Origin of the sequence: Sphingomonas sp., assembly GCF_035490575.1 — a bacterium.
GTDB lineage: Bacteria > Pseudomonadota > Alphaproteobacteria > Sphingomonadales > Sphingomonadaceae > Sphingomonas.
Map to the genome: position 1 here is coordinate 14,690 of NZ_DATJLI010000170.1, position 20,166 is coordinate 34,855.

Annotated in this window: 19 protein-coding genes; 4 read left to right on the top strand and 15 right to left on the bottom strand. The window is 65.9% G+C overall.

All coding sequences use genetic code 11. The annotated features are described in order from the left end of the window. Positions 1–63: 63 nt before the first annotated feature. Genes VL973_RS13055 through VL973_RS13075 form a run of 5 tightly spaced genes read right to left on the bottom strand, consistent with a single transcriptional unit; the run spans position 64 to position 4,969 of the window. The gene (locus VL973_RS13055; RefSeq protein ID WP_325284462.1) at positions 64–1,371 is read right to left on the bottom strand and encodes a bifunctional folylpolyglutamate synthase/dihydrofolate synthase; all 1,308 of its coding nucleotides are present in this window, start codon (positions 1,369–1,371) and stop codon (positions 64–66) included. An 11-nt stretch (positions 1,372–1,382) separates the two neighbouring features. Then, a complete protein-coding gene (gene accD, locus VL973_RS13060) occupies positions 1,383–2,240 on the bottom strand; it encodes an acetyl-CoA carboxylase, carboxyltransferase subunit beta (protein WP_325284463.1) in 858 nt (285 codons plus the stop codon). Beyond that, a complete protein-coding gene (trpA, locus tag VL973_RS13065; protein ID WP_325284464.1) occupies positions 2,237–3,034 on the bottom strand; it encodes a tryptophan synthase subunit alpha in 798 nt (265 codons plus the stop codon). Before trpA ends, accD begins: the two co-directional genes overlap by 4 nt. Further along, on the bottom strand, positions 3,031–4,284 hold the full coding sequence (gene trpB / locus VL973_RS13070; RefSeq protein ID WP_325284465.1) for a tryptophan synthase subunit beta: 1,254 nt from the start codon (positions 4,282–4,284) through the stop codon (positions 3,031–3,033). Before trpB ends, trpA begins: the two co-directional genes overlap by 4 nt. A 46-nt stretch (positions 4,285–4,330) precedes the next feature. Further along, positions 4,331–4,969 carry a phosphoribosylanthranilate isomerase gene (locus VL973_RS13075; protein WP_325284479.1) on the bottom strand — a complete coding sequence of 213 codons (639 nt, stop codon included), beginning with the start codon at positions 4,967–4,969 and terminating at the stop codon, positions 4,331–4,333. An 87-nt stretch (positions 4,970–5,056) separates the two neighbouring features. Here VL973_RS13075 and VL973_RS13080 point away from each other — a divergent pair, with 87 nt between their 5' ends. Next, positions 5,057–5,194: a hypothetical protein gene (locus tag VL973_RS13080; RefSeq protein WP_325284466.1), complete on the top strand. Its 138-nt coding sequence runs from the start codon at positions 5,057–5,059 to the stop codon at positions 5,192–5,194. A gap of 8 nt (positions 5,195–5,202) precedes the next feature. Here the strand turns inward: VL973_RS13080 and pyrF are convergent, their stop codons facing one another. From pyrF to VL973_RS13115, 7 genes are all read right to left on the bottom strand, one after another. Then, positions 5,203–5,877, bottom strand: coding sequence for an orotidine-5'-phosphate decarboxylase (pyrF, locus tag VL973_RS13085; protein ID WP_325284467.1), 675 nt, complete (start codon positions 5,875–5,877; stop codon positions 5,203–5,205). After that, entirely contained in the window at positions 5,874–6,218 is a 345-nt protein-coding gene (locus VL973_RS13090; protein ID WP_325284468.1) for a LapA family protein, read from the bottom strand. The genes pyrF and VL973_RS13090 overlap by 4 nt, the downstream gene beginning before the upstream one ends. 44 nt (positions 6,219–6,262) lie before the next feature. Further along, positions 6,263–8,575, bottom strand: a complete 2,313-nt coding sequence (locus VL973_RS13095) for a patatin-like protein (RefSeq protein ID WP_325284469.1) — start codon at positions 8,573–8,575, stop codon at positions 6,263–6,265. After that, positions 8,575–9,237: an endonuclease/exonuclease/phosphatase family protein gene (locus tag VL973_RS13100; RefSeq protein ID WP_325284480.1), complete on the bottom strand. Its 663-nt coding sequence runs from the start codon at positions 9,235–9,237 to the stop codon at positions 8,575–8,577. Before VL973_RS13100 ends, VL973_RS13095 begins: the two co-directional genes overlap by 1 nt. 85 nt (positions 9,238–9,322) lie before the next feature. Beyond that, positions 9,323–10,675 (bottom strand): sensor histidine kinase, encoded by a 1,353-nt coding sequence (locus VL973_RS13105; protein WP_325284470.1) that lies wholly within the window; start codon positions 10,673–10,675, stop codon positions 9,323–9,325. Further along, the gene (locus tag VL973_RS13110; RefSeq protein WP_325284471.1) at positions 10,672–11,391 is read right to left on the bottom strand and encodes a response regulator; all 720 of its coding nucleotides are present in this window, start codon (positions 11,389–11,391) and stop codon (positions 10,672–10,674) included. Before VL973_RS13110 ends, VL973_RS13105 begins: the two co-directional genes overlap by 4 nt. Positions 11,392–11,487: 96 nt before the next feature. Continuing rightward, a complete protein-coding gene (locus tag VL973_RS13115) occupies positions 11,488–11,988 on the bottom strand; it encodes an EF-hand domain-containing protein (RefSeq protein WP_325284472.1) in 501 nt (166 codons plus the stop codon). A gap of 306 nt (positions 11,989–12,294) precedes the next feature. On the opposite strand from VL973_RS13115, the gene VL973_RS13120 reads away from it, so the two are divergent. After that, a complete protein-coding gene (locus VL973_RS13120; RefSeq protein WP_325284473.1) occupies positions 12,295–15,102 on the top strand; it encodes a TonB-dependent receptor in 2,808 nt (935 codons plus the stop codon). A 17-nt stretch (positions 15,103–15,119) separates the two neighbouring features. Here the strand turns inward: VL973_RS13120 and VL973_RS13125 are convergent, their stop codons facing one another. From VL973_RS13125 to VL973_RS13135, 3 genes are read right to left on the bottom strand one after another with little or no spacing between them, the layout of a single operon-like run. Further along, positions 15,120–16,139, bottom strand: coding sequence for a phosphotransferase family protein (locus VL973_RS13125; protein WP_325284474.1), 1,020 nt, complete (start codon positions 16,137–16,139; stop codon positions 15,120–15,122). Then, positions 16,136–17,224, bottom strand: coding sequence for a Zn-dependent alcohol dehydrogenase (locus tag VL973_RS13130; protein ID WP_325284481.1), 1,089 nt, complete (start codon positions 17,222–17,224; stop codon positions 16,136–16,138). Before VL973_RS13130 ends, VL973_RS13125 begins: the two co-directional genes overlap by 4 nt. Further along, positions 17,224–18,462 carry an acyl-CoA dehydrogenase family protein gene (locus tag VL973_RS13135; RefSeq protein WP_325284482.1) on the bottom strand — a complete coding sequence of 413 codons (1,239 nt, stop codon included), beginning with the start codon at positions 18,460–18,462 and terminating at the stop codon, positions 17,224–17,226. Before VL973_RS13135 ends, VL973_RS13130 begins: the two co-directional genes overlap by 1 nt. 159 nt (positions 18,463–18,621) lie before the next feature. Here VL973_RS13135 and VL973_RS13140 point away from each other — a divergent pair, with 159 nt between their 5' ends. Further along, positions 18,622–19,842: a TetR/AcrR family transcriptional regulator gene (locus VL973_RS13140; RefSeq protein ID WP_414712247.1), complete on the top strand. Its 1,221-nt coding sequence runs from the start codon at positions 18,622–18,624 to the stop codon at positions 19,840–19,842. A gap of 13 nt (positions 19,843–19,855) precedes the next feature. Beyond that, the coding region (locus VL973_RS13145; RefSeq protein ID WP_325284476.1) for an SDR family NAD(P)-dependent oxidoreductase at positions 19,856–20,166 on the top strand (311 nt) is incomplete at its 3' end.

The window sequence follows — 20,166 nt, forward strand, 5'->3', positions numbered from 1 at the left end:
TCTCCCGCTTGGCTGGGGAGCACTCTCAAGGATCAGTTATTGCAAGTCAATATCAACTGACGGTCATTGCGGCAGTTCGTCGTTCGCACGCAGCACCTCACCCGCCAGATAGAGCGAACCAAGCACCAGTGCGTCGACCGGCGCACCGGACGCGGCCAGCGCGGCCAGCGCGGCGGGCACATCGGCGGCGGACTCCGCAACCAGCCCCCCGTTCCGCGCCAGTCCGGCGAGCATATCCGGCGGATGACAGGCGTGACCGGGGACCGGCACCGCCAGGACTTGTTCGATATGCGGCGCAATCGCGTCGATGATCCCGGCGGCATCCTTGTTCGCCAGCACGCCCAGGATCAGGGCGGGCTTTTCAGGCTGCATCGCCAGCCAGTCGGCGGCGGCCTGTGCGGCGTTGAGATTATGCGCGCCGTCGATCACGATCCGGCTTCCGGCCGGCAATGCCGCGGTCAGCGGCCCGGCGCCCAGCAACTGCATCCGCGCGGGCCAACGCACCGATCGGGCGGCGGACGCGATAGCTTCAGGCGAAACCGGCAGGTGATGCTGGACACGCAGCATCATCGCCGCCAGCGCCAGATTCTCGTGCTGATGGACACCGGGCATCGACGGCAACGGCAGTTCGATGCGCCCCGCGTCGTCGTTCAGGATCAACCGGCCGTCCGACCGTTCGAAACGCCATTCGGCACCCTGCCGTTTCAACACCGCGCCGGTTGCACTCGCGACATGTTCGATCGCGCTCATGCACGGGTCGGGTTGATCGAGCGTCACCAGCGGAACACCGTTGCGCGCAATCCCGGCCTTTTCGGCGGCGATGGCTTCGATCGTGTCGCCCAGAAACACCTGATGGTCGATGCCCAGTCGAGCGATCCCTCCGACCAGCGATGTGGGGATCACGTTGGTGGCGTCCAGCCGCCCGCCAAGCCCCACTTCGATCACGCAGGCATCGGCGGGTGCGCGCGCGAAAGCGAGAAAGGCGACCGCCGTCGTGACTTCGAAAAAACTGGCGCCGATATCGCCACCGGCGTCCAGCACCTCTGCCAGCAGGCGGCCCAGCATGTCATCGTCGATCAACGTCCCGGCGATGCGGATACGCTCGTTGAACCGCACCAGATGCGGGCTGGTATAGGCATGGACGCGGTATCCCTCCGCTTCCAGCGCGCCGCGCAGGAACGCGCAGGTCGAACCCTTGCCGTTGGTCCCGGCGACATGGAGAACGGGCGGCAGCGCCCGATGCGGATCGCCGACCCGGTCGAGCAGCCGCGTGATGCGGTGCAGCCCCAATATGTCCGCGCCCGGACCCAACACGGCCAGCCGGTCGAGCTGGCGCTGAACGAACGGATCGCTCGATCTTGCATGGTCCATCGGCGTGGCGCTCAGGCAGCCGCCCGGTCGTGGGTCAGATAATCGATCAGGCTGGCCAGCGTCGCGCGCAGTTCCTTGCGCTCCACCACCATATCGATCAGCCCGTGGTCTCGGTAATATTCGCTGGTCTGGAAGTTTTCGGGCAGCTTTTCGCGGATCGTCTGTTCGATCACGCGGCGCCCCGTAAAGGCCAGCGTCGCCTTCGGCTCGGCGATCTGCACGTCGCCCAGCATGGCATAGGCCGCCATGACGCCGCCCGATGTCGGATCGGTCAGCACGACGATATAGGGCAGGCCCGCATCGTGCAGCATTTCGATCGCGACGGTGGTGCGCGGCATCTGCATCAGGCTGAGAATGCCCTCCTGCATTCGCGCGCCGCCGGATGCGGTGAACACGATGAAGGGCGCGTGCGCCGCAATTGCCGCCTCGACGCCCGCGATAAAGCCCTCACCCACGGCCTGACCCATTGATCCGCCCATGAAGGCGAAGTTCTGAACGCCCACCACGGCGCGGCGACCCTCGATCAGGCCGCGTGCCGAAATGAACGCGTCCTGGTCGCCGGTATCGGCGCGCGCGGCCTTCAACCGGGCGACATAGGGCTTGGAATCTCGGAATTTGAGCGGGTCGTCGGCGACGCGCGGCGCGGGCAGGGACTTGCAGGTGCCTTCATCGAACAGATGCTCGAACCGCGCCTTCGGCCCGATGCGGCCGTGATGGTCACACAGCGGACAGACCGACAGATTTTCCTCATATTCGCGCGTGAACACCATCTGTCCGCATCCCTTGCACTTGTGCCAGAGATTGTCGGGCGTCTCCCGCGAAGGGACGACGGAAGCGAGCGCGTTGCGGACGCGGTTGAGCCAGCTCATGCAGGAATCCTGGAATTGACGATCGCTCCGCTGAGCGACCGGATATAGTCGGTGACATGGGGCGCAGCGGCGGCGCCGTGCTGCGCCACGATCTCGACGATGGCGGAACCGACGACAACGCCGTCAGCGACGCGCGCGATCGCCGCTGCCTGTTCGGGCGTGCGGACGCCGAAGCCGACAGCGATGGGCAGGTCGGTCGAGCCTTTCAATCGTGCAACGGCTTCCTCGATCGATGCTTGCGCTGCCTGTTGCAGCCCAGTGATGCCCGCGACCGAGACATAGTAGACAAAGCCCGATGCACCATCGAGCACGGCGGGCAGGCGCGCGACATCGGTGGTCGGCGTCGCCAGCCGGATCGGTGCGATCCCGGCATCGCGCAGCGCCGGGCCGAGCGCATCGTCCTCCTCCGGCGGCACGTCGACACAGATGACGCCGTCGACGCCCGCTTTCGCAATCGCGTCGGCAAACCAGTCCGGGCCGCGGCGCAGCATCGGATTGGCATAGCCCATCAGAACCAGTGGCACGTCCGGGTGGCGTTGCCGAAAGCCGGTCGCGATCGACAGGATGTCGGCGGTGCGCGTGCCTGCCGCCAGACTACGGATATTGGCCGCCTGGATCGCCGGGCCATCGGCCATCGGGTCGGTGAACGGCATACCCAGTTCGATCACATCGGCCCCGCCCGCGACCAGCGCGTCGAGGATCGCCGGGGTCGCGTCCGGCGTCGGATCGCCCGCCGTCACGAACGCAACCAGCGCGGGCGCGTCCTTGGCAAAGGCAGCGGCGATGCGGCTCATATCGCCACCCCCAGCGCGTCGGCGACGGTGAAGATGTCCTTGTCACCGCGCCCGCACAGATTGGCGAGGATGATCGTATCGCGCGGCATTTCGCGTGCGCGCTTGGCGACGGCTGCGATCGCGTGGCTCGGCTCCAGCGCGGGAATGATGCCCTCGGTCCGGCAGAGAAGCTGGAATGCGTCGAGCGCCTCGTCATCGGTGATCGCCGTATATTCGACGCGGCCGATTTCCTTCAGCCACGAATGTTCAGGGCCGATCCCCGGATAATCGAGGCCGGCGGAGATCGAATGCGCCTCCGCGATCTGGCCGTCCTCGTCCTGCAGCAGATAGGTCTTGTTGCCGTGCAGGACGCCCGGCGCGCCACCGGCCAGGCTGGCGGCGTGGAGCTTGTCCAGGCCGTGTCCCGCCGCTTCCACGCCCAGCATCTTCACGTCGGCATCGTCGAGGAACGGGTGGAACAACCCGATTGCGTTCGATCCGCCGCCGATCGCGGCCACCAGTATGTCGGGCAGCCGGCCGGTGCGCGACAGAATCTGTTCGCGCGCCTCCTTGCCGATCACGCTTTGAAAATCGCGGACGAGTTCGGGATAGGGGTGCGGCCCGGCGGCGGTGCCGATGATGTAGAAGGTGTCGTGGACATTGGCGACCCAATCGCGCAGTGCCTCGTTCATCGCGTCCTTGAGCGTCGCGGCACCGCTGGCGACCGGGCGCACTTCGGCCCCGAGCAGCTTCATGCGGAACACGTTGGGCTGCTGCCGCTCGACATCCTTGGCGCCCATGAAGATCGTGCAGGGCAGGCCGAAGCGCGCGCACACGGTGGCGGTCGCCACGCCGTGCTGGCCCGCGCCGGTCTCCGCAATGATGCGCGTCTTGCCCATGCGGATCGCCAGCAGGATCTGGCCGATGCAATTGTTGATCTTGTGCGCGCCGGTGTGATTGAGTTCGTCGCGCTTGAACCAGACCTGTGCGCCCATGCCGGGTTCCGCGCTCTCGCGCAGCGCGTCGGTCAGCCGTTCGGCATAATAAAGCGGGCTGGGCCGGCCGACATAATGTTCGAGCAGATCCTCGAACTGGGCGGCAAAGGCGGGGTCGAGCCTAGCCGCGCGATATTCGCGCTCGAGGTCGAGGATCAGCGGCATCAGCGTTTCGGCGACATAGCGGCCGCCGAACTGGCCGAAATGTCCGCGTTCGTCGGGCTGCTGGCGCAAGCTGTTGGGCTGCGCGGCGGTGGCGTTTTCAGGGGCAATCATCGTGCCCGCGCTTTAGCACAGGCGCGGGCGAGGGGAAGCCCGTCGCTCAGCCTTGCGCTACGGCCGAAAGGAACGCGGCGATGCGCGCGGGGTCCTTGATGCCGGGGGCGCTTTCGACGCCCGACGACACGTCGACGATCGGCGCGCCGGTGCGGCGAATGGCCTCCGCTACATTCGCGGCATCCAGCCCACCCGACAAGGCCCAGGGAGCGGGGTGGGCAAAACCCGACAACAGGCTCCAGTCGAACCGCATGCCCATGCCGCCGGGCAGTGCCGCGCCGTCCGGCGTCTTGGCGTCATACAGGATGCGGTCGGCAAGCCCCGAAAGGGCGCGCGCATCGTCCAGATCGGCGCGCGTCTTGACCGCGACCGCCACCCATACCGGCAATGAACGGCGCGCGCGAATGGCGGCAATGCGCGCCGGTGCGGTCTTGTGCAGTTGCAGCACGTCGAGACGCCCGGACGCGATCGCCGCGTCGAGCAGCGCGTCGTCGGGGTCGACGAAAACGCCCACGCGCTGGACATGCGGCGGCACCTGCACCGCCAGCGAAGCCGCGCGATCAAGGGACAGGTTTCGCGGCGACGGCGCAAAGAACACCAGCCCTACATGACTGGCACCGCCGCCGATCGCTGCATCGAGCGTATCGGGCGTCGACAACCCGCAAATCTTGGCGCTGGTCACTATATTTTTCCACCCGTCTTGCTGCGTTGCGGCAATCTGTTCATCCCATGGTTAGCTTCACCGCGTTATCCCGGCGCGCAGGAGGTTGTGATGAGCAAAATGCAGGCTTTTCTTCGTTCACGCTCGCGCGCCGGGCTGGTCACGATGCTGGTGGCGAGCGGCATTGCCGTTCTGTTGCTGGGTGCGGCAATCGGCGAAACGCTCTCGGGCTTCGCCGCCGCGGTCTGATCCCGGTTTTAGAGCGTTGCTTCGATTGCGCGGGCGGCGGCGTCAGGGTCATCAGCCTGGGTGATCGGTCGACCGATAACCAGGATCGACGCACCCGAATCGAGCGCCGCGCGCGGTGTCACGACCCGTTTCTGATCGCCCACGGCCCCTTGCGACGGGCGCACGCCGGGCACGACGAAAAACCCCTGCGGCCATGATTTTCGCGCTGCCGCGACCTCCGCTCCCGAACAGACGATGCCGTCGACGCCCGATTCCCGCGCCAGTTCGGTCAGGCGCAGCACCTGTTCGTGCGGTTCGCGCTCAACGCCGATCGCGCGCAGATCCTCGCCGTCCAGGCTGGTCAGGGTGGTGACGGCGACGACGCGCGTGCCGGTTGGTGCGGTGGCCTTGGCATCTTCGAGCATCGCGCGTCCGCCCGATGCGTGAACCGTCAGGATCGCGGGTTCCAGCGGGCGCAGCGCCTGTATCGCCTTTGCCACCGTGTTCGGAATGTCGTGGAACTTGAGGTCGAGGAAGATCGGCAGGCCGATCTCCGCCATGTCCTTCACCCCCGAACGGCCATTGGCCATGAAGAACTCAAGCCCCAGCTTGATGCCGCCGACATGGTTGCGAACGCGCCGGGCCAGCGTCCGCGCGCGTTCGATGTCGGGCGTGTCGATCGCGACATAGACTGGCGTGCTCATGTCCGGGTCTCCGGCGCGGCCGGATCGGGCATCAGCAGCGGTGCGGCCGGTCCCTCGATCGGATCGGGCACCGGGACGGGCGCGGCCATTTGCGCCCGCAGATCGGCCAGCGCGCGTTCGGCATTGGCAAGCCGCGACTTCAACCGCCAGCGTGTGCCGACATACAGGAAATAAAGCGGCACAAAGCCCAGCAGGAACATCACCCCCATCAGCAGCGGCAGGTTGATGTCCGCGACCAGCCCGCCCCACAATTTGACCGGCACCGGCGCCCAGTTGTTGAACGAAAAGGCGACGACGATGCCGGCTACCAGCACCCAGATCAACGTTCGCAGGAACTGCATTCGGAGCCCTTTTTGGGATGTGTTTTCGAGCGCGATGCTACGCGCTAAACCGCCGGCTGACCAGACCGATCGCCCAGTTCCGCGCGGATCGAGGCGATCAAGCCGGGGATCGCGTTCAGGCGAGGCGCCTCTTCATCGAGGATCGCGTGGAACAACGCCTGCTTGATCGCCGTCGCGCGTCCGGGGCGCAGTCGCGTGCCTTTCGGCAGCGATGACAGGATGATGTCGACCAGCCGCTCGGCCCCGTGCAGGCGGCCCCAGAGGTAATCATTTTCGCGGTATGCGCGGCTGAAGAACGCGCCAAAGGCATGGAACTGGATGCCCTTCAAACACGCGTCGGCGCCGCCCTCGCGAATGGCGGTGGCGTCGTCGGGACTGATGCGGTCGACGCGCACGGGATCGAACTCGTCCAGCCCCTCACCCTGTAACAGCGGCAGGGTGGCGATGTCGAAAAACGGAAAGCCCAGATAGGCGAGCAGCAGCGGCCGGCGCAGGTCGCGGCTCAGGCCACTGAACGCCGCCGCCAGCGCGGCATCGGTTTCGGCATCCAGCGCGCGCAGGTCGAGCGTGGCATCGAGTTGGTCGAGCGCGGTATCCGCATCGCGTGGCAATCGGCGCGCCGTTGCTTTCAATGCACCGAGCGTTTCGGCCCGCTGGCGTTCGAGATAGGCGGCAAGCGCGGCATAAGTGGCGTCGCGCACCTCGGCCAGGTCGGCCCGGTCCTGGTCGCCGTCCTGCTCGCCGATCCGCCGGACCAGCAAACGCAGTCGCCGGATACGAAAGCCGACGTCGAAACTGCGAAGAAACGCGATTGCCTCCGGCGCGGCGCCGCCCGAATGCGCGGTTCCGATCCCGAACGCGCCGCGCGCATGTGCCGCCTTGGCGAGCGCGTCGCGCACGCGTCGCTGCGGCTCCGGCCCGTCGCGGCTGGCAAGCTGGTTGAACAACTGGGCGATGCGGTCGATCACGCCTTCGACCTTTAACAGCCCATAGGCGGCCTGGCCGTAACCCGCCTTGCCCGCCGCTGCCGATTGCGCGCGTTTTCGCCATGCCGCCAGCCGCTTGGGCGTGGGATAATCAAGCAGGAACGTATAACCGAACAGGCTTTCGACCTGCCCCTCCACTTCGCCGCGCAACTGGTCGAGGATCGAATGCATCCGCTCGATCCTGTCCGAGCGTGCCGATAGCGTTTCCAGGCTGTCGCGAATGGGCTGCTGGCGCGGAATTTCCGACAGCGCGCCGACCAGCGTCTGGAAAAAGCCGGGCAGCCCCTCGATCTCGCCATTCAGGGCAAAGCGAAAGCCGGGAGCAGGGTCGATGAATACGAACCGGCGGTCGACCTGACGTCGGGCCGGACGTTCGCGAAGCGCGGCGATGGCCGGGCGGAACGGCGCGTTGGCCAGCACCGATCCATCGATCAGCACCGCCTTTTCCGCGCCCTTTGCGCTGGCATGACGCGGCATCGCGCGCGTGAGGAAGGCGTCGCGGCCCGGCCATTTTCGTTTCCGCGCGGCGACCACACGGTCCAGTTCGGCGACGTTGAACGGCGGAAACGCGCCGGGGAAACTGGAGGTCGCGCGCGCGGCAAAGGTCAGATCGGCGGCGTCGGCGAATTGCTGGCCCGGCCGCCCCTGACTGCCGAACGCCAGCACCAGCCGGTGTTCGGTCTCGATCACCTCCGGCGGTGAATTGAGGCGCAGGCGTTCGGGATAACCCATGAAGTCGGTTACGGTGACGAACAGGTCGAGCGGCTGACCCGGCGGCAACAGGCGCGGCCCCGCCGGCGCCATGGCCATCGCGTCGAACGCGTCGAGCAGCAGGTTGCACAGCCGTTCCCCGCCAAAGGGCGGTTCGAACCAGCGCGAGCGAACGAAATGGTCGAGTTTCGCGCGAACCTCCTCGCGCGCCGCCAGTTCGACGGTCTCGTCCACCACCTTGCTGCCTGCCGCCAGCCACGCGATCGGCCGCGCCCAGAACTTGGTCATCGCGTTGCTCGGCGCCTGAGCGGGGTCGATCAGCGCCTCGACATCGGCATGTTCGAGCCAAAGGTCGGTCAGCGGGTCGAGGCTCTGGCCCGTCTCGATCGCCTGGGCGAAGAACACGCTGTTGATCCCGCCCGCGCTTGCCCCGGCCAGAATGTCGACCAGCACGCGCAGTCGAAGGTCCGATGCCTCGGCCACTTCCTCGAACATCGCGCGGTAGATGCCCTGGCTGCCCCCGGCGGGCGGATCGCCGTCGCACCATGCCCGGCTGGCGCCGACCAGCCGCCACGCTTCCTTGGTGATGCCGTGCATATAGACGGCAAGGCTGATGCCGCCATAGCAGACCAGCGCCAGGCGGAGTTCCTTGTCGCGCATCAGCGGATCGTCGCCCAGATCGGCAGATGGTCGGACGCCACTCGCGCCGCCGCGCTCATGTGCACGCCGCAATCCGTGATGCTCAGGTCGCGGCTGACGATGATGCGGTCCAGCCGCCCGATCGGCCGCTGCGCGTGGAAACTGGGGCCGGTTTCGGCGATCCGGTGGTCGCGTCCGAAATCCTGGATGCAACCACCCGCGCCGCGCCATTCGTTCAGGTCGCCCATCATGACGCTGGCCATCGGTTCGCCATCGGCCAGATGGTCAAGCACCGCCTTGGCCTGGCGCCGCCGCCACAGGCCCGACAGGTCGAGGTGCATCCCGACGACGCGGATGTGGCGGTTGCGGATCCGCACATCGGCGCTGACCGCGCCGCGCGGTTCCAGCGCGGGCAGATGGATGGGCGAACATGCGGTGATCCCGGCCGATTTCCGCACCAGCAGGACATTGCCGTGCCACCCCATGCTGGCGGCGCGAACCGCGACGGGCACCGCCTGATAATCGCTGTGCTCGGCCAGCAGATGCGGCGTCAGCACCGCCGCGCGCGTGCCAAAGCGGCGATCCGCCTCCTGCAGCGCCACGATGTCGGCGTCGATTTCGGCGAGCACTTCGAGGATGCGTTCGGGCCGTCGGCGACGGTCGGTGCCGATCGCCTTTCGCATGTTGTAACTGGCGAGCTTGATCGTCACGGGCGGCGCGTTCTTGGCATTCGCCAGCACGAACGGCGCGGGTCGCGGGCGGGTTCCATCACCGGGTCAGCTCGATCCGCGCGATCAGCCCGCCGCCCGCGCGATTTTCCAGCGTGATGCGCCCGCCCGCATCGCGCACGATCGCACGCGCCAGCGCCAGACCCAGCCCGATGCCGCCCGTTTCCCGGTTGCGTGAGCTTTCCAGCCGGACAAACGGATCGAACACCGCGTCGAGCTTGTCGGGTGGCAGGCCGGGGCCGCGATCGCACACGGCGATGATGACACGGTGCGCCTCGGCAACGATCTGAACCTCGGCGGCGCCGGCATATTTGATCGCGTTTTCGATCAGGTTGCGAACCGCGCGGCGCATCAGGCTGGGGCGCAGGCGCATCCGGATCCGCTCGGCCTCGACGAAATCGACCTTGTGGTCGAGGTCGCGAAAATCCTCGACCACGGCATCGACCAACGCGGCCATGTCGACATCGGCGACCGGTTCGCTGGGGCGGCCCAGCCGAGCGAGCGACAGGATGTCCTCCAGCGTGCGGTGCATCTCGCCGACAATGTCGGCCATGCGCTGGCGGTCAGCGTCATCCTCGACCGACTCGATCCTAACGCGCAGGGCAGCAAGCGGGGTCCTCAAGTCATGGCCGATCGCGCCCAGCATCCGGTCCTTCTCGTCAAGCATTGCCGACACGCGCGACGACAATTCGTTATAGGCGGCGATCAGCGCGCGAATGTCGCCTGGCCCGCGTTCCGCCATTGGTTCCGGACCGCCGCCCGGCGCAAAGGCGCGCGCGCGCGACGTCAGTTCATTCAGCGGCCGCGTGACACGCCGCCCGATCCACAGCACGGGCAGCAGCACCACGGCGTAGAGGATCAGCGTCTGCGCGATCAATTGCCACACCAGACCGCGTTCGGTGCGCGGCCATGGGCCGTTGAGCGCCAGCCACCGCCCGTCGCGCAATTCGACGCCGACGATCACCTCGGCGCCCAGATTGGCCAGTCGCCGGGCACGGTCGCGGCGCATCCCCTCCAGCCGTGGATCGTCGGGCGAGTAATTGCGGATGCCGCTGACCACCCGACGATAGGCGATGCCGCTTTCGGCCAGCCCCTTGCGGACGCCGACCTCGATCTCTTCGGCCGGATGCAGGCCGGGCGGCACCGGATTGCGATCGACCAGTCGGACGCGCGCGCGTGGCCGCTCGAACGGGGCGACGCGGCCGAGTTGCAGCCGCTCGGCGCTGTCAACCATGCGCGTTACGGTGGGCACGACGATCTGGGTGAAGCGCAACTCGCGTCGTTCGCGATACAATAGCGCGAAGTTGATCGCCTGCGCCACGAACAGCGCGACCGCGACCAGCAGCGCGATCTGGCCGGACAGGCTGTGCGGCCAGCGCGATCGGGTGTTCACAATCGGGTGACTTCGGCGGCGAGTGTGTAACCGCCGCCCCAGACGGTCTTGATGATGGCGGGGTTTTTGGGATCCGCCTCAATCTTCTTGCGAAGGCGGCTGACCTGATTGTCGATCGCGCGGTCGAACGCCGCGGCTTCGCGCCCCTGGGTCAGGTCGAGCAACTGGTCGCGCGTCAGCACCTGTCGCGGGCGTGTGGCCAAAGCGAGGAGCAGGTTGAACTCGCCGGTCGACAACGGCACCTCGACGCCTTCGCGGTCCACCAGCGTGCGCTCGCCTGTCTTCAGCACCCATCCGGCAAAGGCATAGGCGCCCGCATCCGGCGCATGTTGCCGCACCGATCCGTTGGCGACGCGGCGCAGAATGACCTTGATCCGGGCAAGCAGCTCGCGAGGGGAAAAGGGCTTCACCACATAATCGTCGGCACCCATTTCCAGCCCGACGATGCGATCGGTTTCCTCGACCCGCGCGGTCAGCAGGATGACGGGCGTTTCGCTGGTTTCGCGGATGTGTCGGCACAGGCTCAACCCGTCTTCCCCGGGCATCATGATGTCGAGGATGGCGAGATCGATGGCATAGGCGGTCAGTCGCGCGCGCGCGCCCTCCGCATCGCCCGCCTGGGTCACGCGGAATCCCTGCTTGGTCAGATATTGCGCCAGCGGTTCGCGGATCGAACGTTCGTCATCGACCAGCAGGAGGTGGGGAATGTCGGCCATCTGCTTACCCTGAAGCCGATCGCGCGGCTTGGCTAGAGGAAGGTCGAGCCGGGCGGGCGAGGGGGGAGGAGAACCCGCCCGGCTCTGCCGGCAACCTCAGTTGCCGGTTGGCGGTGTCGGCGCCTGTTCGCCACCCCGCTTGGCGCGGTGCTGCATGCGCTTGTCGCGCATCGCCTGCGCCTCGGTCGTGTCGACGCGACCGTCGCCATTGGTGTCGATCCGCTGAAAGCGCTGGGTCGCGCCGGCGCGGAACTCGGCCTGGCTGATCGATCCGTTGCGGTCGCTGTCGAGCCGGGCGAACATCCGCTTGGCCATTCGGCCACCGCGCTTGCCCATCGTCTTGCCGCGCGCTTCACGGCGTTCCATCCGCTGCTGGCGCGCTGCATCCATCTCAGCTTGTGTCACCTGACCGTCGCGATCGGCGTCAAGGCGCGCGAATTGCTTGTCGGCGCGAGCGGTCGCTTCCTGAAGCGTCGCGGGCGGTTGCATTCGCGGCCCGGCGGGCGCGTCCTGCGGTGCGGCGATTGCGGTGCCTGCCAGCAAGGTCGAGGCCAGCGTCACGGCAAGGACGAGGCGGGGTTTCCCAAGGCTTTTCATTCGGTGCGATCCCATGTTCGCGACCCGACCATTCCGGGTCCGTTGCAAGGAATATGCGGCGTGGCTGTCGCGCGGTTATGTCGATCGGACCACCACTTTGTCGCGAATTGTCGCTGGCGGCGATAATAGTTGCAAACAGCAACGTTTCCCAAGCCGGGTATGGCAACGCAGCAAATGCATTTGTGCCACATCATTACCGAATTAGAGGGATGTGGGTGTAATTCTTCTTGACGCCAACGTCACGCCATTCATTATTCGAGGGAAGGGTATGCGCCGAGACAGAGCCGCGACCCGGGAGGAGAGGATATGACCAAGCCGCAGCTGATGACTGCCTGTGGGTTCGTGGCATTCGCGCTGGCAGGTGCAACGCCTGCCAGCGCGCAACAGGGCGCTACCGATCCCGCCGCTGCCCCGGCGTCATCCACCGAACAGGCCTCGACCGAGCAGTCCACCGAGCAGCCCGATGATGTCCAGAATACGGGCGACATCATCGTCACCGCACAGGGTCGCGCACAGTTGCTGACCGATGTGCCGGTCGCCGTCTCGGCGGTGTCGGCCGAGTCGCTTCAATTGTCGGGCGCAACCGACATTCGCGCGTTGAACCAGTTGGCGCCTTCGCTGCTGGTCAGCTCGACCGGCTCGGAGGCCAACGGATCGGCGCGTATCCGCGGCATCGGCACCGTTGGTGACAATCCGGGCCTGGAAAGTTCGGTCGCGGTGTTCATCGATGGCGTATATCGCTCACGCTCGGGCATCGGCCTGAACGAACTTGGCGAGATCGACCGGGTGGAGGTGCTGCGCGGCCCGCAGGGCACGCTGTTCGGCCGCAACGCATCGGCGGGCATCATCAACATCGTGTCGAAACAGCCGACTTATGAACTGGGCGGCATGGCCGAAGTCACATACGGCAATTACGATTTCTGGCGATTGCAGGCGGCGCTGAACGTGCCCATCAGCGATACGCTGGCCGCGCGTATCGACGGCGTTTATGCCAAGCGTGACGGTTTTTATTACGACACCGCCAACGATATCGACGTCAACAACCGCGATCGTTTCTTCGTGCGCGGGCAATTGCGGTGGGAACCGACCAGCGACATCAATATCCGCATCATCGGCGATTACACCAAGCGTGACGAACGCTGCTGCGGCGCGACTTATGTCGATGCTTCGGTCAACCAGTTCGTCGGCAACCTGAATAATCCCGCGACACCGCTGACCACCGGCCTGCCCAACGGCAACAACATCATCAATGTGCTGCGCGACATGGGGCAGCCGATCGGCTCGTTCACGCCCGGCTATGATCGCACCATCTATTCTACGCCCGGCCGCAGCTTTGCTGGTGAGACCGAGGACAAGGGCATTTCGGGCCAGATCGACTGGGATTTCGGTGGTGCCACGCTCACGTCGATCACCGCCTATCGCGACTATCTCTCGGATCAGGGTTCGGATACCGATTATTCGACGATCGACATCCTGTATCGCGCTGCCGACGGCAATTCGAGCCGCCAGTTCGAGACGTTCAGCCAGGAACTGCGGTTGCAGGGCGAAGCGTTCGGTGGCGCGCTCGACTGGCTGGTCGGCGGCTATTACGCGAACGAGGACCTCACCGTTCGCGACAATCTGCGCTTCGGCAACCAATATGGCCGGTTCGCGACGTGCCGGATCATTTCGGGCAGTGCGCTGGCGTCGCTTTATTCGCCGACTGGCGCGGGCTGCCTCAGCCCCACGGGCAGGGCGGTGCTGAACGGCCAGGTGCCGACAGTGCCGTCGCCGCTGGGGCCGGCGGGACCGCTGGTGGTGGCCGCGCTCGACCGGCTGGACGGGATCAACGATCGCGGCTCCGGTGTCGATATCTATGAACAGAACAGCCGCAATTATGCGTTCTTCACGCATAACATCGTGCACCTGACCGACACGCTCGATCTGACCGTCGGTCTTCGCTACACCAATGAACGCAAGCGGTTGAACGCCAGCTTCACCAACGACAATACCGGTTGCGTCGCCAATCAGCAGGCGTTGGGCAGCTTTCTGACCAATCCGGCGCTGGCGGCGGTCGCGGGCGGGATCATCGGCTTGTCGTGCCAGGGCAATTCGACCAGCGAGCTGGACGGCGCGAGCATCGCCGATGAACGCAACGAGGACGAGTTCACCGGCACCGCGGTCTTGTCGTGGAAGCCCACGCCCGACCTGCTGCTCTACGGCAGCTATTCGCGCGGCTATAAGGCGGGCGGCTTCAACCTCGACCGTTCGGCGCTCAAGAACCCGCTGGCCAGCTTTGCCTCGCTCGGCGGGCCACAGGCGCTGACGGGCAACCTGCAGTTCGATCCCGAGATCAACAATGCCTATGAAATCGGCGCGAAATATTCGGTCAATGATTTCACACTGACGCTTGCCGCGTTCCGGCAGGAGTTCCAGAACTTTCAGCTCAACACCTTCAACGGCACCGTTTTCCTGGTCGCCACGGTCAATGCCTGCGATGCCGATCTGGCCGGCGGCGACCGCGATACCAGCGCCGCGACGGGAGCGTGCGTGCCCGACGACGTGCAATATGGCGTGGTATCGCAAGGTGTCGAAGTCGAAGCGAACCTGCGGCCCGTGCGTGATGTCAACATCAACCTGGGCATGACCTATTCCGACACGCATTATCGCGAGAATCTGGTCGGGAGCGCGGGCGGTATCCCGCTCGACCCGGCGCTGCGCGTGCTGCCCGGCAATCAATTGTCGAACGCGCCGGAGATTGTCGCGACGGGCAGTCTGTCATGGACGCCCGAGCTGGGCAGCTCGGGCCTCACCGGCCTGTTCTATGTCGACACGCGCCTGACCGACGATTTCAACACCGGGTCTGATCTTTATCCCCAGAAACTGCAGGACAGCTTCGTGCTGGTGAATGCGCGTGTGGGTATTCGCGGGCGTGACGAATTGTGGGCGTTGGAATTGTGGGCGCAGAACCTGACCAACACCCAATATGCCCAGGTTGCGTTCAACTCTCCGTTTCAGCAGGGAGCGAACGGCGCGCCGTTCGTCGATCCGCAATATCCGGGCGGCCGCCAGGTCTTCTCGCAATATCTGGCCGAACCGCGGACATATGGCGTGACGCTCAGGACGCGGTTCTGATCGAAAGGGGCGGGGGGTCAGGCCCCCGCCTTTTCCGCAAAGAACCAGGCCGCGCGTGCCAGTCCAGGTGCTTTCGCCGCCGTCGCGGCGGCTTCGGCATTCGATGCATTGCCATCGATCACGCGCTTCTTGATACCCTGCATGATGCCCATCAGCCGGAACAGGTTGTAGGCAAAGAACCAGTTGAGGTCGGGCAGACCGTCGCGCCCCGTGCGAAAGCAATAGCGCTCGGTTAGTTCATCCAGCGTGGGAATGCCGGTCTGCGTGCCCGTCATGCCCATCACGCCCGATCGCCCCTCCGGCTCCGTCACCCAATTCATCGCCAGATAGGCGAAGTCGGCAAGCGGATCGCCCAGCGTCGCCAGTTCCCAGTCCAGCACCGCGACCACCCGCGCGCTGTCCGCGGCGTAGATCAGATTGTCGATGCGGTAATCGCCGTGCACGATCGACGTCCGCGTCTGTTCGGGCACCGTTCGCGGCAACCATTCGATCAGCCGTTCGGCCTCTGGCAAATCATCGGTCTGGGCCATGCGATATTGCCGCGTCCACCGCGCGACCTGTCGCTCGAAATAATTGCCGGGCTTGCCGAAATCGCTCAGCCCGACCCGTGCGGGATCGATGGCGTGCAGGTCGGCCAGCGTGTCGACCATCGCTTCGTAATGCGTCCGCCGATTTGCGGGCGCCATGCCGGGCAGAGTGCCGTCCCACAGCGTCCGCCCCTCCACCATATCCATGATGTAGAATGCCGCACCGATCACGCCGTCATCCTGGCACAGCGCATGGGGGCGGGCGACCGGAAAGCCGGTCGGGTGCAGCGCGGCGATCAGCCGGAATTCGCGGTCGACGGCATGGGCCGATGGCAGCAACGGCCCGAATGGTTTGCGGCGAAGGACATAGGCGCCACTGCCGCTTTTCAGTCGATAAGTCGGGTTCGATTGCCCGCCGGGAAACTTCTCCGCCGAAAGGGGACCTGCAAAGCCCGCCACATTCGCGCGCATCCACCGATCGAGCGCCGCCAGATCGAAATCGGCACTCATGCGAACACCACCACCGAACGCGCGCCGTCGCCGCGCCGCAGCCGGTCGAACCCGTCATTCACCTGATCCAGCGTGATGCGTTCCGACACCATGGTGTCCAGGTCGAGCAGCCCGTCCAGATACATGCGGACCAGCCGGGGCAGGTCGATGGGAAAGCGGCTGGAGCCAAGCAGTGATCCCTGAATCTTCCTTCCCGTCAGAAATGTGGGGCCGGGCAGGCTGACCGACTGGCCCGGCGCGATCATGCCCAGGATCGTTGCAGTCCCGCCGCGCCGCAGAATGTTCCATGCCAGTTCGGCGGTGGCGGGCCGCCCAACCGCTTCGATCGCGTAATGCACGCCGCCGCCGGTCAGTTTCACCACCTGCCGGGCGATGTCGTCCGAACCGGGATCGATCGCGTGCGTCGCGCCCATCCGCATCGCCAGTTCGCGCTTTTCGGGGGCCGGGTCGAGCGCAAGGATAATGCCCGCTCCGGCGATCCGCGCGGCGTTGATCGCGGCAAGCCCGATGCCGCCGGCGCCGATCACCGCGATGCTCTCACCTGCGGTCAGGCGGCTGTCGTTGAATACCGATCCGGCGCCCGTGATGACCGCACAACCCAGCAGCGCCGCTCGGTCCAGCGGCATTGCCGGGTCGATCGCGACACAGGCATTTTCATGCACCAGCATCGCCTCGGCAAAGGCCGACAGGTTCAGGAACGGCGCCAGCGGCGCACCGTCCGCCAGCGACAGGCGCGCGGACGCGTCGGCGGGGCGGCGCGTGGCCGGGCTGGTGCACAAGGACGGTCGCCCGCTGACGCAATATTCACACGCGCCGCAGAATACGGTGAGGAAGGTCACGACATGGTCGCCCGGCTTCACGCTGACCACGCCGTCGCCGACCGCCTCGACCACACCCGATGCTTCATGACCCGGCACGGTCGGCATCGGGTGCGGAAAGGCGCCGTCGATGAAATGCAGGTCCGACCGGCACAGCCCGCACGCGGCGGTGCGGATCAGCACTTCGCGCGGGCCGGGCCGGTCGATACGAATCGACTCCACCGACAACGGACGCCCCACCTCTCGCAGCACGGCGGCGCGGGCCATCATGTCCCATATTTCCCCAACTCGGCGCGCGCGATGGCACGATTGTGAACCTCATCCGGCCCATCGGCAAAGCGCAACGTGCGAAGGCCGGCCCAGATGGCGGCCAACGGGGTGTCGCCGGACACGCCCATGCCGCCATGCGCCTGAATGGCGTCGTCGATGATCTGCAGCGCCATGGTGGGCGCCTGAACCTTGACCATCGCGATTTCCAGTTGTGCTGCCTTGTTGCCCGCCTTGTCCATCATGTCGGCGGCTTTCAGGCATAACAGGCGGGTCATCTCGATATCGATGCGCGCGCGCGCGATCCGCTGTTCCCAGATCGAATGATCGGCGATCCGCTTGCCGAACGCGGTGCGCGACAACAGCCGGCGGGTCATCAATTCGATGCCGGTTTCGGCCGCACCGATGGTTCGCATACAGTGATGGATGCGGCCCGGCCCCAATCGGCCCTGCGCGATCTCAAATCCGCGCCCTTCGCCCAGCAACAGGTTGTCGGCGGGCACGCGCACATTGTCGAGCACGACTTCGCCATGCCCGTGCGGCGCGTGGTCATAGCCATAGACGCTGAGCATCCGTTCAATCCGCACGCTGGGCGTGTCGAGCGGCACGAGGATCATTGACTGCTGCTGATGTCGCTTTGCCTCGGTATCGGTCTTGCCCATGACGATCGCGACCTTGCAGCGCGGATCGCCCGTGCCCGATGACCACCATTTGCGGCCGTTCAGCACATAATCATCGCCGTCGCGGCGGATCGCGGTTTCGATGTTCGTCGCGTCGGACGAAGCGACCGCCGGTTCGGTCATCAGAAAGGCCGATCGGATATCGCCGTCCATCAGCGGCCGCAGCCACCGTTCCTTTTGTTCGAAGCTGCCATAGCGTTGCAGCACTTCCATATTGCCCGTGTCGGGCGCGGAGCAGTTGAAAACCTCGCTCGCCCAGTGGATGCGGCCCATTTCCTCGGCGCACAATGCGTATTCGAGGTTGGTCAGTTGCGTGCCCTGAAACGCGAAACGGTCGTCGACAGGCGGGGCGCCCGAATGCGGCGGCATGAACAGGTTCCACAACCCTGCGGCGCGCGCGCGCGGCTTCAGCGTCTCGATCACGGCGGAGGGCGTCCAGCGGTCGCCGCTGGCGGCATCGGCGAGATATTCATGGTCGCGCGGTGCGATTTCCCTGGCGATGAAATCGCGCACGCGGTCACGATAATGTGTTTCGCGCTCGGTCAGCGTGAAGTCCATGGGCGGCATCTCCATCCGGTCGTTCGATCTGTGGGTTAGAACATACCCGATCTTCGGACAAGCGGGCGGTGAGCGCGATTGCCGTCCCGTAAGCGGTGGATGTGCGGCGTATGCAAAAAACACTGTATCTTCGAAACTGAAGCGTTAAATCATATCCGAATGAGCGAAGCGGTGGGGACAAAACGCTTTCAGGCCAAACGCGACGCGATCCTTGCGGCGGCGGCTGAGGCGATCAACGAGCAATCGGCAAAGGGCATGACCTTTGCCGATGTGGCGCGGCGCGTGGGGCTGAACACCACCAGCGTCACCTATTATTTCAAACGTAAGGAGGATCTGGCCGCCGCCGCGTTCGACCGGACGATCCAGACCCTTTTGGCATCGCTGGACGATGCGCTGGAACAGGCGACGCCGCAGGACCGGGTGGCGCGCTTCCTGTCGATCACCATGGCCCGCCAGTTGCGCGTCGCCGCGGGCGAAGAAAAGCCCGTCGCCGTCCTGTCCGACCTGCGCGCGATGGACGAGCCGATGAAAGGGGCCTTGCTGGCGGGCTGGCGTGAAGTGTTTCGCCGCACCCGCAACCTGTTCGGGCCGATGCCGACGCGGGCCCACACCGACCTGAACGGTGCGCGGGCGCATGTGCTGCTGGAAAACACCTTCTGGCTGACCGCGTGGATCGACCGGTATGAGCCGGACCAGTATCCCCGTGTCGAGGCGCGGTTGATGGATGTGTTCGCGCGCGGTCTGGCGGCGCCGGGGGCGAACTGGTCGCCCGAGCTGCTCGACCTGACGCACGGCGCGCCGCGCACCAGCCGGGAAAATTTCCTGCTCGCCGCCACCCGGCTCATCAACGAACTTGGCTATCGCGGCGCGTCGGTGCAGCGCATCGCCAGCGAGCTGAACGTGACCAAGGGCAGCTTTTACCATCATCTCGACGCCAAGGACGATCTGGTCACGCAATGCTATGTCCGCAGCTTCGCCACGATTACCGAGGCGCAGCGGGAAGCCGACGCGATTGGCGGCAGTCACTGGCACCGATTGTCGAGCGCGATCGCCACGTTGCTGGACATCCAGTTTTCGGAAGCCGGACCGTTGTTGCGAACGACGGCGCTGTCCGGCCTGCCGGTCGGCGTGCGGCAAGTGATGATCGACCGCTCGAACCGCATCGCGCGCCGGTTCGCCGGCACGATCAGCGACGGCATTACCGAGGGATCGTGCCGTGCGGTCGATCCGCTCGTCGCCAGCCAGGCGCTGATGGCGCTTCAGAATGCGGCATTCGACATGCGGAAATGGGCGGGCACCATGGGGCGGGAGCGCGCGGTCGCGCTTTACGCCTCGACGCTGATGTTCGGCATGTTCGATGACCGCGTGATCGAGGGATAGGGGAAGGCGGACCATGCGCTTTGCGGGCAAGTCGGTGATCGTCACCGGCGCGGGATCGGGCATCGGCCGCGCGACGGCGATGGCCTTTGCTCGGGCCGGCGCGGCGGTTTTCTGCGCTGATCTGTCCGAAGCCCTGGACGCGACGGTCGACGCGATCCGTGCGGAGGGTGGGCAGGCGCGCGGCGAGCAATGCGATGCCGGCAACGAGGCGCAGGTCGCCGCACTCGTCGAAGCGGCGTGTCAGGCGCATGGCGGGCTGGATGTCCTCCATGCCAATGCCGGCGTCTCCGGCGGGCTGGCCGGACTGTTCGATCAGTCGGCGGC